The 14625-nt window shown below is 39.8% G+C and carries 11 protein-coding genes and 2 tRNA genes; 2 read left to right on the top strand and 11 right to left on the bottom strand.

Annotated elements, in window-relative coordinates:
* Positions 1-99 precede the first annotated feature (99 nt).
* The 11 genes from LBC_RS02890 to LBC_RS02840 all read right to left on the bottom strand — a co-directional run bounded on the left by LBC_RS02890 (position 100) and on the right by LBC_RS02840 (position 13867).
* Positions 100-176: transfer RNA gene (locus LBC_RS02890), tRNA-Ile, on the bottom strand.
* A gap of 1282 nt (positions 177-1458) precedes the next feature.
* A complete protein-coding gene (gene pckA, locus LBC_RS02885; RefSeq protein WP_409240985.1) occupies positions 1459-3036 on the bottom strand; it encodes a phosphoenolpyruvate carboxykinase (ATP) in 1578 nt (525 codons plus the stop codon).
* A 9-nt stretch (positions 3037-3045) separates the two neighbouring features.
* Complete coding sequence (locus LBC_RS02880) at positions 3046-4329, bottom strand: sodium ion-translocating decarboxylase subunit beta (RefSeq protein ID WP_260173457.1); 1284 nt, start codon at positions 4327-4329, stop codon at positions 3046-3048.
* Between the two features lie 104 nt (positions 4330-4433).
* Positions 4434-6263 (bottom strand): biotin/lipoyl-containing protein, encoded by a 1830-nt coding sequence (locus LBC_RS02875; RefSeq protein ID WP_221254607.1) that lies wholly within the window; start codon positions 6261-6263, stop codon positions 4434-4436.
* A 13-nt stretch (positions 6264-6276) separates the two neighbouring features.
* On the bottom strand, positions 6277-7617 hold the full coding sequence (locus tag LBC_RS02870; RefSeq protein ID WP_221254935.1) for a sodium-dependent transporter: 1341 nt from the start codon (positions 7615-7617) through the stop codon (positions 6277-6279).
* Positions 7617-7868 (bottom strand): OadG family protein, encoded by a 252-nt coding sequence (locus LBC_RS02865; RefSeq protein ID WP_221254606.1) that lies wholly within the window; start codon positions 7866-7868, stop codon positions 7617-7619. Before LBC_RS02865 ends, LBC_RS02870 begins: the two co-directional genes overlap by 1 nt.
* A 92-nt stretch (positions 7869-7960) precedes the next feature.
* Entirely contained in the window at positions 7961-9283 is a 1323-nt protein-coding gene (locus LBC_RS02860) for a TRAP transporter large permease subunit (protein ID WP_221254605.1), read from the bottom strand.
* Positions 9280-9798, bottom strand: a complete 519-nt coding sequence (locus LBC_RS02855) for a TRAP transporter small permease subunit (RefSeq protein ID WP_221254604.1) — start codon at positions 9796-9798, stop codon at positions 9280-9282. Before LBC_RS02855 ends, LBC_RS02860 begins: the two co-directional genes overlap by 4 nt.
* Positions 9798-11180 (bottom strand): sodium-dependent transporter, encoded by a 1383-nt coding sequence (locus tag LBC_RS02850; RefSeq protein WP_221254603.1) that lies wholly within the window; start codon positions 11178-11180, stop codon positions 9798-9800. The genes LBC_RS02855 and LBC_RS02850 overlap by 1 nt, the downstream gene beginning before the upstream one ends.
* The gene (locus LBC_RS02845; protein ID WP_221254602.1) at positions 11173-12516 is read right to left on the bottom strand and encodes a sodium-dependent transporter; all 1344 of its coding nucleotides are present in this window, start codon (positions 12514-12516) and stop codon (positions 11173-11175) included. Before LBC_RS02845 ends, LBC_RS02850 begins: the two co-directional genes overlap by 8 nt.
* A 1-nt stretch (position 12517) precedes the next feature.
* Positions 12518-13867, bottom strand: coding sequence for a sodium-dependent transporter (locus LBC_RS02840; RefSeq protein WP_221254601.1), 1350 nt, complete (start codon positions 13865-13867; stop codon positions 12518-12520).
* A gap of 226 nt (positions 13868-14093) precedes the next feature.
* Here LBC_RS02840 and LBC_RS02835 point away from each other — a divergent pair, with 226 nt between their 5' ends.
* Both LBC_RS02835 and LBC_RS02830 read left to right on the top strand, forming a co-directional pair.
* The gene (locus tag LBC_RS02835) at positions 14094-14405 is read left to right on the top strand and encodes a F0F1 ATP synthase subunit C (protein WP_221254600.1); all 312 of its coding nucleotides are present in this window, start codon (positions 14094-14096) and stop codon (positions 14403-14405) included.
* Between the two features lie 54 nt (positions 14406-14459).
* Positions 14460-14544, top strand: a tRNA-Leu gene (locus tag LBC_RS02830).
* Positions 14545-14625 lie beyond the last annotated feature (81 nt).

The raw sequence follows: 14625 nt of genomic DNA, 5'->3' as shown, positions 1-14625 counted from the left end.
AAGAATAAAAAACTCAAAAGGCTCGAAATATCATTTTTAGGAGTTTTTAAAATATTTACAACAAATAATTTTTTTAAAAAATGGAGAGAATATATGTTGTGGTGGGTTCACCAGGACTCGAACCTGGGACCATCCGGTTATGAGCCGGATGCTCTAACCAACTGAGCTATGAACCCATTTGAATTGAAGTTGAGATTATATAAAAATATACCTTAAATTTAGCATAAATTTATAAACGAGGGCTAAAAATATCAAATTTTACTATGAAAAAATGACCTTTATTTTAAATTTATTCTTGGCTTTTATAACTAATAAAAAATTTAAGCCACTACCCTATTTTATATTTTAAAACCTATAAAATAAATTTTTAATCACAAATTTAAACCGCATTACAATCCCAACAACAAGTAGTTTTTAGAATTACCAACATCATAAAGTAAAATAATTTCGATACTATTTTTAAATGGCTCTTTTAAACAATAGCATTGCTTTGTAAATTTAAAGGCAAGCCCTAGTCATGTATACAAAGTAGGTTAGCATCAATTTTTGCGCTAATCCACTGTACAAAAGTGCTAAAAATTTTGATAACACTGCAAAGCAATAGTAATAATACTAATTATTATTAAACTTGTGTTACGGTTTAAATTTTTACAATTTAAAATAATACTATTCTTTTAAAGAGCTTTTTAAATATAAAAATCTAGGAAGTATCGGCAAGAAAAACCTAATAATCCAACTATTCTGTGTCGCTTGATATACTAACTTACATCCAGTTTTGCCAAGCTTTGTCTAGACTGGGTGGGTTTGCGCTACAAAGTGGCATGGAAAACCAAGCTTCTTTTAAATAAAAATTTATTTAAAAACCACGAATATACCTTATTTTAACAAACTGTACTTTGCCTTGTTTTGAATAAACATCGACTACGCCAATCGCATACGCTTGTTTTAAAGAAACTGCGGCTTTGCCTTGTTTTGTAAAACTTCGTTTTCATTGAAGCCATGCTTTTGCTAACAACATAGGAGTGTATGTAAACAACTGTATGGCTAATTGAAGCTTGTAAAGCCAAATTTAAGACAAAGCCTTCTAGATAAGGCATGAAGCAAACCGGAGATTAGCGAACTTATCATCTTACGATGGAAGGATGATAAATATATAAGCAAAATGGAATTATCTTGCAAAACAAGGCAAAGTCGCAGTTTATTTAAAACAAGCAAAATCAGACTAAATATGAGTGAGTGTCGCAGAATGATACAAGCGATTAATAAGTCCACTAATAACGTGGCGCATGGATTGTCTTTTAAACTTACAAAGAAATACAAGTATAAATTTAATACAAATCTATAAACATAAGGCTCTGTGTTTGCCATAAGCTCATAAAATTTAAAAAGGGCTTTAAAGCTAAAGCCCTCAGGGTTAGCGGATTATAAAGTGAGCCTTATTAAATCCGCCTTTAAAAATTATATGCTAGGTCCAGCCTTTGCAAATTCAACGCCAGCTGGCACATCAGAGTAGCGCTTAAAATTTTCATCAAACATAACAGCTAGCTTATCTCTTGCTACTATATACTCATCACGCGACGCCCATGTGTTTATAGGATTTAATAGCGAAGTCTCCACGCCATCAAGCGCTTTTGGTATGGCTAGATTAAATTTATCAAAGTTTTCAAACTCGCACTTAGTGATACTGCCGTCAAGTATGGCATTTATACAAGCACGAGTCGCTTTTATACTCATTCGCTTACCCACGCCATACGCACCGCCACTCCAGCCAGTATTTACTAGATAGACGTTTACTCCGTGTTTGTCGATTTTCTCACCCAAAAGCTTGGCGTAAATGGTAGGATGAAGTGGCATAAAAGGCTCGCCAAAGCATGCTGAAAAGGTCGCCACAGGCTCCGTGATACCACGCTCTGTACCAGCGACTTTGGCGGTGTAGCCGCTTAGGAAATAATACATAGCCTGCTCTTTAGTCAGCTTTGCCACTGGTGGCAATACGCCAAAAGCATCAGCGGTAAGGAATATGATATTTTTAGGATGCCCTGCACTCAAGCTTGGCTCGTGATTTGCGATATGCTCGATAGGATAGCTTACCCTTGTGTTTTCCGTTTTGCTTGCGTCTTTATAATCAACCACGCCATTTTCATCTAGCACAACGTTTTCAAGCAGAGCGTTTGGGCGGATAGCAGCGTAAATTTCAGGCTCGCTATTTGGGTCAAGATTTATACATTTAGCGTAGCATCCGCCTTCAAAATTAAATACGCCATGATCATCCCAGCCATGCTCATCATCGCCAATAAGTGCGCGCGCAGCGTCAGTTGATAGTGTAGTTTTACCAGTGCCAGAAAGCCCAAAAAATAGCGCCACATCACCGTCTTTACCGACATTTGCACTACAGTGCATACTCATCTTACCCTCAAGTGGCAGCCAGTAGTTCATCATAGAAAATATGCCCTTTTTCATCTCACCGCCATACCACGTACCGCCGATGACTGCGACATTTTTTTCTATATTAAATATGACAAAAACCTCAGAATTTAATCCATCCTCTTTATAATTTTCATTATTTGTTTTGCAAGCATTATAAACGACAAAATCTGGGTGAAACTGCTCTAACTCTGCCTTGGTTGGGCGGATAAACATATTCTTAACAAAGTGCGCCTGCCATGCCACTTCAGTAACAAAGCGCACCGATTTTCTGCTAGATTTACTAGCTCCGCAAAATGCGTCTTGGACATAGATGTCCTTGCCGCTTAATTGCGCTTTAGCCTTTTTTAAAAGCTTCTCAAATAGCTCCTCGGTGATTGGCTGATTTATCTTTCCCCATGCTATAAATTTATCACTTGGAGCTTGCTTGACAAAATACTTATCCTTTGGGCTTCTGCCTGTAAAAACACCAGTATCTACTACAAAGGTACCATTTTCGCTTAGTCGCCCCTCGCCATTTTCTATCTCATGGGTCTTTAGCTCATCGTAGCTTAGATTATGAAAAATCTGTTTTGTATTTTCAAGCCCAAGCTTTTCAATATCGTTTATCATAAATTTTCCTTATTTAAATATCGATAAAAGCACGCCAGCAGCGATAGCAGAGCCTATCACTCCAGCCACATTTGGCCCCATTGCGTGCATAAGCAAAATATTAGTGCAATCTTCCTTAACACCTTCTTTATTCACCACGCGCGCAGCCATAGGTACAGCAGACACACCAGCTGCACCAATTAGCGGATTTATCTTATGTTTGCTAAGCTTATTCATAATCTTTGCCATTAAAACCCCAGCCGCAGTACCGATAGAAAAGGCAATAAGCCCCAAAAGCAAAATAGCAAGGGTATTTGGCACTAAAAACTTTTCAGCCGCTAGCTTTGAGCCAACAGCAAGCCCTAAAAATATCGTTACTATATTTATAAGCGCATTTTGCATTGTATCGCTAAGTCTTGCTACTACGCCACTTTCACGCACTAAATTACCAAAAGCAAGCGCACCCATAAGCGGCGTCGCATCAGGTAAAAAAAGCGCACAAAGCATAAGGATAGTAATAGGAAATAGTATCTTTTCCGCCTTGCTTACTGTGCGAAGTTGCACCATTTTTATCTGGCGTTCTGCCTTTGTAGTAAGTGCCCTCATAATAGGAGGCTGAATAATCGGCACTAGCGCCATATACGAATAAGCTGCCACCGCAATAGCACCCAGCAAATCAGGCGCAAGGCGGCTTGCTAAAAATATAGCCGTTGGCCCATCTGCTCCGCCTATTATGCCGATAGCTGCGGCATCTTGGAGGGAGAAGCTAAAAATACTTGTATACTGAGATAGGGCAAGCGCACCTATAAGCGTGGCAAAAATTCCAAACTGCGCCGCACCACCGAGCAGAGCTGTTTTTGGATTTGCGAGCAAAGGCCCAAAATCAGTCATAGCTCCAACACCCATAAAAATAATAAGCGGAAAAAGCCCGTTTGTAATGCCGCTATTATAAATAATGCCTAAAAAGCCATTTGGTCCTGCAATTTCTGCGATAGGGATATTTGCCAAAAGCCCACCAAAACCGATAGGCAAAAGTAAAAGCGGCTCAAAGCCCCTTTTAATCGCTAGATAAAAGAGCAAAAAGCAAACCCCAAACATAATCACTCTGCCCCAACTTTGGTTAAACTCACTCATCACATGCCCGTTTGCATCAAGCGCACCAGAGCGTGGGTTAAACAGTGCATAAATCCCGGTCGTACGATAAAAGCTATCAAAAAGCTCAGCCATGCTCTTGCTGTGGTACTGCTTTTTAGATAGGTCTTCGGTTTGGTTTAAATTCGCACTTTGGCTGTGATTTTGAGTGCTTACGCTAATGCTCTTAGGCTCATCTGCATCATCACTAAAACATGTGGGATTATCGCAAGCTATCAAAAATCCAGCAAATAAATTTAACGCCAGCAAGGCTATAATAAAGCGCTTCAAGGTCTTATCCTCGCTAATAATTGATCATTTTGCACCGATTCGCCAACCGATACATCTATGCTGGATATGACGCCATCAACTGGTGCAGCGACTTCTATCTCCATTTTCATAGCCTCTAATACCACGATAGCTTCGCCCTTTTTTACGCTATCTCCCTGTTTTAATAAAATTTTATACACATTGCCAGGTAGACTAGAATTTACAGCCACATCATCAGATGAAGCAGTCCCCGCAGCAGCTTGAGCATTCGCACTAGGCGCAGAGGCTGGCTGGCTGGCTGGTGCAATAGAGGTAATAGACGCATCAAAACCTTCGGCAACCTCAACATTGTAACGGTTGCCATTTACAACTATGCTATATTTTGCGCTTTTAGCCATAGATTGGCTTGGCTCAGGCTGGCTGGCTGGCTCTTTAGGTTTGGTTGAAATTTTACGTACATTTACCTTTGCCTGCCCTTTTAAAAACGATATACCCTTTTCTTTGCAAGCAGCCGCTATAAAGATATTTTCATCAGTTTGTGGCAAACCCTCATCCTCTAATATAGCCTTAAAATGTGCTATTGATTTTTTAGGGTCTAAATCAGCTAAATCCATGGCGTCTTTGCTAGTAGGCTCAAGCCCTAGCTGCTGGCTAGCTAGCTTTACTATCTCTAAATCTGGAGCGACTGGGGTGCGTCCGAAGTATCCAAGCACCATTTTGCCGTAGCCATCGGCGATTTTTGCCCACTTACCAAACATCACATTATTAAACGCCTGCTGAAAATAAAACTGGCTAACAGGCGTAACAGAGGTGCCAAAGCCGCCCTTTTCGACGACTTCGCGCATAGCTTTTATGACGGCTGGGAATTTATCCATTATACCATTATCTCGCATCATTTGCGTATTTGCCGTAAGAGCCCCTCCTGGCATAGGGCTAAATGGTATGATAGGGCTTACCTGCGTAGCTTCTGGTGGGAGGAAGTAATCTTTTAAGCAATCAGCCAAAACGTCCTCGTATTTTAAAATTTTCTCAGCATCTAAGCCTAAATCATAATCCTTGCCTTTAAGCGCATGAAGCATAGTAAGAATATCAGGCTGGCTAGTCCCTCCACTAACTGGGTGTGCGGCTAGATCTATACCATCAACCCCAGCCTCAAGCGCAGCCAAATAGCAGGCTACAGACACGCCAGCTGTCTCATGGGTGTGAAGTCTTAAATGTGTGCCTTCAGGGAGTAACCTACGAGCCATTTTTATACTCTCGTAGACTTTTTGAGGATTTGCTGTGCCGCTTGCGTCCTTAAAACAGACACTATCAAAAGGTATACCAGCGTCTAATATATCGCGTAAAATTCGCTCATAAAAAGCCACATCATGCGCCCCAACGCAGCCTGGAGGCAAATCCATAATAGTAACTACAACCTCATGCTTTAAGCCATGTGCTGTGATACGCTCGCCACTATATTTTAGATTGTTTACGTCATTTAGCGCATCAAAATTTCGCACTGTCGTTGTGCCGTGCTTTTTAAAAAGCTTAGCGTGCAGATCTATAAGCTCACGACTTCCAGTATCTAGCATTACGGTATTTACGCCGCGACTTAGGGTTTGTAAATTTGCATCCTTGCCAGCAACTTCTCTAATTTTATCCATCATATCAAACGCATCTTCGTTTAGATAAAAATAAAGGCTTTGAAATCGCGCTCCACCGCCAAATTCAAAGTGCGTGATACCAGCCTCTTTAGCTGCCTCAACAGCAGGCAAAAAGTCCTGCATAAGCACACGTGCACCAAAAACAGACTGGAAACCATCTCTAAAGGTGGTATCCATCACGTCTATGAATTTTTTAGCCATTTATCCCCTCCCACTAGGATTTAAATTTATAAAGCATTATAGCCACTATACCAAGCGGCACTATGTATCTAAGCGCAAAATACCAAACATTAAAACCAACCCTACTCATAAAGCCACTAAAAAGCCCCCACAAAGTATCCTTTTTAAGTACATAGCCGACAAAAATACTAAAGCTAAGCGCACCAAGGGGCATAAGTAGTGTAGAGGTAAGTGCGTCTAAAATATCAAATATAGGCTTGCCAAATAGGCTAAAGCTCTCTGAAGTTGGCTTGTAAAAACTAAATACGCAAAAAATTCCTAGTACATAAACAACAACGCCTATTATTAAAAGTGCGCTTTTACGAGTGATGTTAAATTTATTTATAAGATAAAAAGCAAATGGCTCTATCATCGAAACCGCCGAAGTAACTCCGGCAAAAAGTAGCGCAGTAAAAAAACAAACCGCAAGCACCTGCCCTACAACGCCAAGCTTTGCAAAAAGTAGAGCAAGACTAACAAATATAAGCCCAGGCCCGCCTTGGGTACTATCAAAGCCGGCATCAAAAATAAAGGTAAAGACAATAAGTCCCATCATTATGCCAATTAAGATATTTATAAAAATAATCGAAAGCGTCGAACGGACTAAATTTGTCCTCTCATCAAGGCTAGCGGCGTATGTAGGGATGGTGCCAGTACCCATAGATAGCGAGAAAAACGCAAGTCCCAAAGCCTCAAGAACAAGGTGTGGAGTGATTTTGCTAAAATCAGGAACAAATAAAAACTCAGCCGCTTTTAAAAATCCCCCACCCATACTAAGCGAGTAAGCAAAAAGCACGCAAAGCAGGATAAAAAGGCTAGGCATCATAAATACATTCAGTCGCTCAATACCGCTTTTTATCCCCTTTGAAACGGTAAAAAATACAATAACAAAAACAAAACTAAAGCAGATAAGCGCGCTTGTAGCGTCTGCACTGATAATACGCTCAAAGCTAGCCCCTGAAGCCTCTGGAGTAGCTGGCAATCCTGTAAAGCTAAGGAATATATAATAAACAAGCCAGCCAATAACTACCATGTAAAAGCTGGCTATTAAAATCGCGCTAATTGAGAAAAATCCAGCTAAGCTCCATGCTCTTTTATGCTTTGGGGCTAGCTTGTAAAAGCAGCCAACAAGGTCAGTCTCGCCAAGCCGTCCGATAGCAAGCTCAGCCAAAAATGCAATAAAAGCGATAGCAAAGGTAAGCAGCAAATAAAGTGCGATAAAAGCCGAACCGCCGTTATTTCCCACCATAGTAGGGAACTTCCACGCATTACCAAGCCCCACAGCAGAACCAGCAACAGCAAGTATAAATCCTATGCGAGAGAATTTATCAGCTATCACTTTTGGCTCCTAAATTTATTAATAGCAACGCTAATGGCGGCTATGGTGTCATTATCTATTTGATTTTGATTTGGGTTGGCTTGGGGGGTTGGCTTGGGGGGTTGGTGTAAAGTTTGATTAAACCCTAAAGAAGATAAAATCCGACCTTGAAGTTTTAAGACAAATATCATAACGCTTAAAAAAATAAAGACGCTTGACATACCTAAAATCATAAATCTAAGCCCTTCGACCACTAGATTAATCTCCATGACAACCCTTTACAAAAGTATTTTTGTATTCTACAATTATTAAGTTTAAAAATTATTTATTTTATAGCTAGTTTTGGCGCATTTACGCCACTTTACATAAGATAAAGCGTAAACACAACCAAAACAACCAACTGTATAACAATAAAAGGTACCACACCTTTATAAATTTCGGCGGTCTTAATGCTCTTTGGCGCAACTCCGCGCAAAAAGAAAAGACTAAAACCAAAAGGAGGTGTTAAAAACGAAGTTTGTAAATTCATAGCTATAAGTATGGCAAAGGCTACTGGCTCAATCCCTAAATCTGAAATTATAGGCACAACAATCGGCAGGACAATATAAGAAATCTCCACAAAATCTATAAAAAATCCAAGCAAGAAAATAGCCACCATAACAAAGATAATAAAGCCCCATTTTTGCCCTGGTAAATTTGTCATAAACTCACTTACTAAATCCTCGCCACCACCGTAGCTAAACACCAAAGAAAACGCCGTAGCGCCAACGAGTATGGTAAAGATTACAGCAGTTGTACGCACGCTCTCAAGAAGCGCAGCCTTAATCATAGAAAATGAAAAAGTACGATAAAAAACAGACAAAATAACAGCTCCAGCGCAGCCTAAAGCCGAGCTTTCAGTAGGAGTGGCAACTCCAGCAAATATAGAACCAAGCACAAATATCACAAGCAAAAGCGGAGGCAAAATAGCCCTAATAGCTCTAAAAAGCTGGATGCTATAAGCCTCATGCTCATTTGCTGGCACTATAGGGGCATACTCTGGCTTAAAATATCCAACAACTAAAATATAAACCACATAAGCAAAAACCAAGACAAGCCCAGGTGCAAGCGCCTCGTGAAAGAGGCTTCCTACTGGGACATTAAAAACATCGCCCAAGATAATAAGCACGATTGAAGGCGGAATAATCTGCCCTAAAGTACCAGAAGCGCATATCGTACCACAGCCAAGTGAGGCATTGTATCGGTAGCGCAGCATGACAGGTAGGCTTATCATACCCATAGCCACCACGCTAGCACCCACTACGCCAGTGCTTGCAGCTAGTAGAGCACCGACAAGCACAGTACTAATAGCCACCCCGCCCCTAACTCCGCCAAATAAAAATGCCATAGAGGTTAGAAGTCTCTCAGCTAGCTTTGATTTTTCTAAAATAACCCCCATAAAGACAAAAAGTGGAACGGCAATTAGAATTTTATTTTCCATTATGGCATAAATTCGATACGGCATAAACTTAAACATGTCTATGAATATTTCAGCACTCTCTGCCAGTCCTCCGCCATCGCCAAAGGCCTCACTAATCGCGCCGATACCACCAAACACCATAGCCACAGCCCCAAAGGTAAAAGCCACAGGGTAGCCAAACCCAAGCGCAAGCAAAGCTGCGCCAAACATAACAATACCTATCATTTGTCGCCTCTTTCTTGTGCGCTTTTTAAAGATATTAAATTTTTAACTAGGGTGCCAAAACTTATAAATATCAGCAGGTAAAATGATAGTGGAATTAGGGCTTTTATGATAAATCTATGGCTTAATCCGCCTGGGTCTGCGCTTGCTTCATTAGACTGATATGCTTCGGCTACATAATCAAGCGAAAGCTGCGAGATTAAAAGTGCAAGCGGTATGACAAATAAAATTGTAAAGATGATATTTATTAAAGCCTTTTTCCTAGGGCTTATGTTAGCATAAAAAATATCCACCCTAACATGGCTATCATCATACAAGCAACAGCTCATACCAAGTAGGAAAATAACAGCAAAAAGGTGCCACTCAAGCTCCGAAAGCCCTACATTTGAGTAACTAAAGAGATAGCGCGAAACGACATTAAAAAGCACTACTAAAATAAGCAAAAGCATAGCTGCCATAGACAACGAAAGTACAAAACGTACAAGCACATCAAAAAATGAAACTATTTTATTAAGCATTATCTAGGCCACAAAGCATTAATCATAACCGCTATAACGCAAGCTGGAGCGATAAATCTAATACAGATATACCAAATTTCAAAAACAGCCTTTGGCATATGTGGTAAAAACAGTAGCTCAAGCCCATCACGCTTTATCACAAAGCCCACAAAAATAGCAGCCCCTATACCACATAGTGGCATTAAAATTTTAGACGCAACATAATCAAGAAAATCCAAAAATCCCATACCAAAAATTTGATAATGTTCGCCTACGCCAGAGACATTAGAAAGCAGGCTAGCAAGCCCTATAATAACCATACCAGCGCCAAGTATGCAAAGCGCTTTTGCCCTGCTTATGTTGTAGTTTCTAACCAGAAAAAAGGTAAATGGCTCAATAATAGAAATAGCCGAGGTAACCCCAGCAAAAAGCAACGCCACAAAAAAGCCAACACCCATAAGCGTACCCACGACTGAGCCCATTTTGGCAAATAAAAGTGGCAAAGACATAAACACAAGCCCTGGACCCTGGGCTGGTGGGGCGTTAAATTCAAAAATAAAAGTAAAGATTATAAGCCCCATCATAATAGCAAGCAAGATATTAATACCAACTACGCTAAATGTGGAGCGTAAAAAATTTGCATTGTCATTTAGGCTAGCCGAATAGGTAATAATCACTGCTATACCTAGCGACATCGTAAAAAATGCAAGCCCAAGGGCTTCTAAAAACGAGTTAAAGTTTATTTTGCTAAAATTAGGCACAAGCAAAAACCTGGCCGCCTCGCTAAATCCGCCACTGCTCGCACTAATTGAGTAAGCAAGCATAACCAAAAGCAGGATAAATAAAGACGGCATCATATAGGTATTAAGCCGCTCAATCCCACCTATTATGCCTCTTGAAACTATGAATACGCAGCCTGCTAAAACAGCAAAAAAACAGAGCGTTTGCATAAGCCAGTTTTGGGTTAAAAAGCTGATAAATACACCCTTTGACGTATCAAAAGCTTCTGAGAAACTAGCCGAGTTTGCCACCATAGAAATATCGCCAAATCCCCCAAGTGCCATAAAAATATAATAAAGCACCCAGCCAATAACTACAACATAATAACAAGCTATAATATATCCAGTAAGCACCGAAGTAAAGCCCACTGCTTTCCAAAAGCCTTTAAATTTATCAGTAAGTTTACTAAAGGCGTTTACGCTATCGCTTTCTGAGAGTTTACCTATACTAAGCTCGCCTAAAAATATAGGTATGCCTACCACTAGACAAATTCCAAGATACAAAAGCACAAAGGCAGAACCACCATTATTACCCACGACATATGGAAACTTCCATGCATTGCCAAGCCCCACAGCAGAGCCAGCAACAGCCAAAACATAACCTAATTTTGAAAATCTATTCATTATATAATCCTTTAATAAACACAGCCAAAACGCAAGCTGGAGCTATAAAGCGCACGCAAAAATACCAAAACTCAAAAATAGTCCTGCCCATATACGGCTTTAAAAGCCCCTGTACCTCATCAAAGCGCATGCTCCAGCCCACAAAAAAGCAGATAATCATACCACCAACTGGCAACATAATATTGGACGATATAAAATCAAGCCAATCAAAAAAGCTCTTACCTGCAAATTTTAAAGCCTCTGAGTAATCCGCACTCTGCCCAAATATACACAGCATGCCTAAAATATAAGTAATAGCGCCCACTATAAAAATAGCCCTTATACGGCTTATGCCCCTACTTTTGCTAAAATAAAAAATCAAAGGCTCAACCATAGAAATAGCCGATGTAAGCCCTGCAAATATAAGCACACTAAAAAACGCAAAGCTTAGCACATTGCCTAAAATGCCGACCTTTAGGCTTGCAAAAAGCGTAGGTAGAGTGATAAAAACAAGTCCAGGACCTCCATTTGGTGCACCTCCAAACTCAAAAACAAAGGTAAATACAATAAGCCCAATTACTATGCTTATGATTAAATTTAAAGCCACCACGTATAAAGAGGAAGTAAAGAGATTTGTGCTGTCATTTAGGCTGGCTGAATATGTGATAATAGCGCCAATACCTACACACATAGTAAAAAACGCAAGTCCCAAAGCCATAAATATAGTCTCGCCAGTAACCTTGCTAAAATCAGGACTTAATAAAAACTCAAGGGCAGCGGAAAAGCCAGACATGCTAGCCGAATAACCAAGCATAAGCATAAGAAGCACAAAAAGTATCGGCATAAGCCATAAATTTAGCCTCTCAATACCCGATTTTATCCCCTTAGCAAGTATAAAAAAGTAGCTAAAAAACGCTATAGAATAATAAAATATCTGCCCTTTTATGTCATTTGTGATAAAACCTACAAAGCTCTGCTGGGCTAGGTCTGTATTAATTGGCAAATCAGAAAAACTAAGTACAGCATATTTAATAACCCAGCCTATAATAAGCGTATAAAAGCTAGCCACTAGCACGCCTGTAATCATCATAAACCCAGCCTTGCTCCATAGCTTTTTATGCTTTGGCGCAAGCGAGTAAAAAGCGCTCACCACGTCGCCTCCGCTTAGCTTTCCCATAGCAAGCTCAGCAAAAAATATACTAAGCCCCACTAAAATAGTAAAAACTAGGTAAATAAGCACAAAAGCCGAGCCGCCGTTTGCACCAGTCATATATGGAAACTTCCACGCGTTTCCAAGCCCAATCGCAGCCCCAACAATAGAAAGGATAAAACCTAAACGAGAAAATTTATCATTCATCTTAGCCAACTATCTGATAAATTCCAATAGCACATATCGCAACAGGTACAACATAGCGGATAGCAAAGTACCAAAGCTCAAAAAACGCCCTGCCCATAAAGCGCCCAAGCAGTATATTAAGTGCCTCTTTATTTAGCACAAAGCCCACAAAAAAGCTAAATATAATAGCGCCAACTGGCATCATGATGTTTGAAGTAAGATAATCAAGCGCATCAAAGACCGATTTGCCAAACAGGCTAAAGCTATCAGCCGTTGGAGCATAAAAGCTAAGGGCTGAAAAAATGCCTAAAATATAGGTAAAAATTCCTATTAAAACCAGAGCTTTTGCACGGGTAAATTTAAACTGATTTATCAAATAAAAAGCAAATGGCTCAATCATAGAAATAGCTGAAGTAATGCCAGCAAAAAGCAGCGATACAAAAAAGCAAATAGCTAGGATATTACCTACAATTCCTAGCTTTGCAAATAGCGTCGTAAGGCTAACAAAAATAAGCCCAGGGCCAGATTGCGCAGTATCTGCACCATAGGCAAAGATAAACGTAAATACAACAAGCCCCATCATAAGCCCTATGAAGATATTTATAAATATTATAGATAGGGTTGATTTGATTAAATTTGTCCCATCAGGTAGACTAGCCGCATATGTAGGCACAGCCCCTACACCCATAGATAGCGAGAAAAACGCAAGCCCCAAAGCCTGAAGCACAAGCTCTCCGCTAATTTTACTAAAATTAGGCACAAATAAAAACTGAGCCGCCTTTAAAAATCCCTCCCCAAAGGTAAACGAATAAAAAAGCATAAGTAAAAGTAGCACAAAAAGCGTCGGCATCATCCATATATTTAGCCTTTCTATGCCATTTTTAATCCCACGCGAAACGATGTAAAATACAACAAAAAATACAGCACTAAAACACAGCACAACGCTTGTAATATCACTACTTATAAGTCCGCCAAATAGCGCTCCAGCCGCGCTCGTATCAGCAGGCAAAGAGCCAAACGAGATAATAATATAATATAAAATCCAGCCTATTACGACCATATAAAAGCTTGCGATTAAAACAGCACCTATCATGAAAAATCCAGCCAAAGACCACTGCTTTTTATGCTTTGGGGCAAGCTTAAAAAGCGAATGCACCAGATCAGATTCACCCAGCTTTCCTATCGCAGCCTCGCCCAAAAACGCAACAAAAGCCACGCAAAAAGTAAGAGCTAGATAAAGGATTATAAAGGCTGAACCACCGTTATTCCCCACCATAGTAGGAAACTTCCACGCATTTCCAAGCCCCACAGCAGAACCAGCCATAGCTAAAACAAAGCCTATTTTACTAAATTTATCATTTGCGCCTATCATTTACTATCCTGTTTGAAAATTGTTTGCAATCGTACCTAAAAAAATCTTTAATAAAGATAATAAATAGATATTAAACTTGCTATTTTTCAATTAAAATTAGTAAAATTTTGGGTAAATTTAAACCAAACAAAAGCTTTATAGGGTTATAATCTATGCCAACTCTTAGGTTCTAAGTAGGGATCACATCCGAACTAATCTAAGAAATTTATCAAACAAGGATCTTTTTATGAAAAAGATTGTATTTTTACTTTTTGCCCTTTGTGGCTTTGCTTTTGGCGCTGACGAGCAAGTAGCAAACGAGATGCTAAAAGCTTACTCAGTTATCGCTGCTGGCGTAGGTCTAGGTCTAGCGGCACTTGGTGGCGCTATCGGTATGGGACACGCTTCATCAGCTACAATCCTAGGTACAGCTAGAAATCCAGGTCTTGGCGGCAAGCTAATGACAACGATGTTTATATCACTTGCGATGATTGAAGCTCAGGTTATTTACGCTCTTGTTATCGCTCTTATAGTGCTATTCTCTAACCCTTATCTATAATAATATTTTAAGCCTCGATATGATAGACTTCGAGGCTTTTTAACCCAAACTATTGCGATTATGGTGGAATTGGTAGACACGCTATCTTGAGGGGGTAGTGCCAGTAGGTGTGCGAGTTCAAATCTCGCTAATCGCACCATTTTATACTTTAATATCTTTAATTTTAACCCTATAAATTTTTAAGATTAACCTAAAACAAAAGAGTACAAAATTTAAATCC

Origin of the sequence: Campylobacter sp. 19-13652, assembly GCF_019702925.1 — a bacterium.
GTDB lineage: Bacteria > Campylobacterota > Campylobacteria > Campylobacterales > Campylobacteraceae > Campylobacter_A.
This window is presented reverse-complemented; position numbering and strand designations above follow the sequence as displayed.

What these genes read in the sequence shown, in the direction of transcription:
- pckA (WP_409240985.1), bottom strand. Translation starts at nt 3,036, where the DNA reads ATGATAAACGATATTGAAAAGCTTGGGCTTGAAAATACAAAACAGATT.
- LBC_RS02875 (WP_221254607.1), bottom strand. Translation starts at nt 6,263, where the DNA reads ATGGCTAAAAAATTCATAGACGTGATGGATACCACCTTTAGAGATGGT.
- LBC_RS02865 (WP_221254606.1), bottom strand. Translation starts at nt 7,868, where the DNA reads ATGGAGATTAATCTAGTGGTCGAAGGGCTTAGATTTATGATTTTAGGT.
- LBC_RS02860 (WP_221254605.1), bottom strand. Translation starts at nt 9,283, where the DNA reads ATGATAGGTATTGTTATGTTTGGCGCAGCTTTGCTTGCGCTTGGGTTT.
- LBC_RS02855 (WP_221254604.1), bottom strand. Translation starts at nt 9,798, where the DNA reads ATGCTTAATAAAATAGTTTCATTTTTTGATGTGCTTGTACGTTTTGTA.
- LBC_RS02850 (WP_221254603.1), bottom strand. Translation starts at nt 11,180, where the DNA reads ATGAATAGATTTTCAAAATTAGGTTATGTTTTGGCTGTTGCTGGCTCT.
- LBC_RS02845 (WP_221254602.1), bottom strand. Translation starts at nt 12,516, where the DNA reads ATGAATGATAAATTTTCTCGTTTAGGTTTTATCCTTTCTATTGTTGGG.
- LBC_RS02840 (WP_221254601.1), bottom strand. Translation starts at nt 13,867, where the DNA reads ATGATAGGCGCAAATGATAAATTTAGTAAAATAGGCTTTGTTTTAGCT.
- LBC_RS02835 (WP_221254600.1), top strand. Translation starts at nt 14,094, where the DNA reads ATGAAAAAGATTGTATTTTTACTTTTTGCCCTTTGTGGCTTTGCTTTT.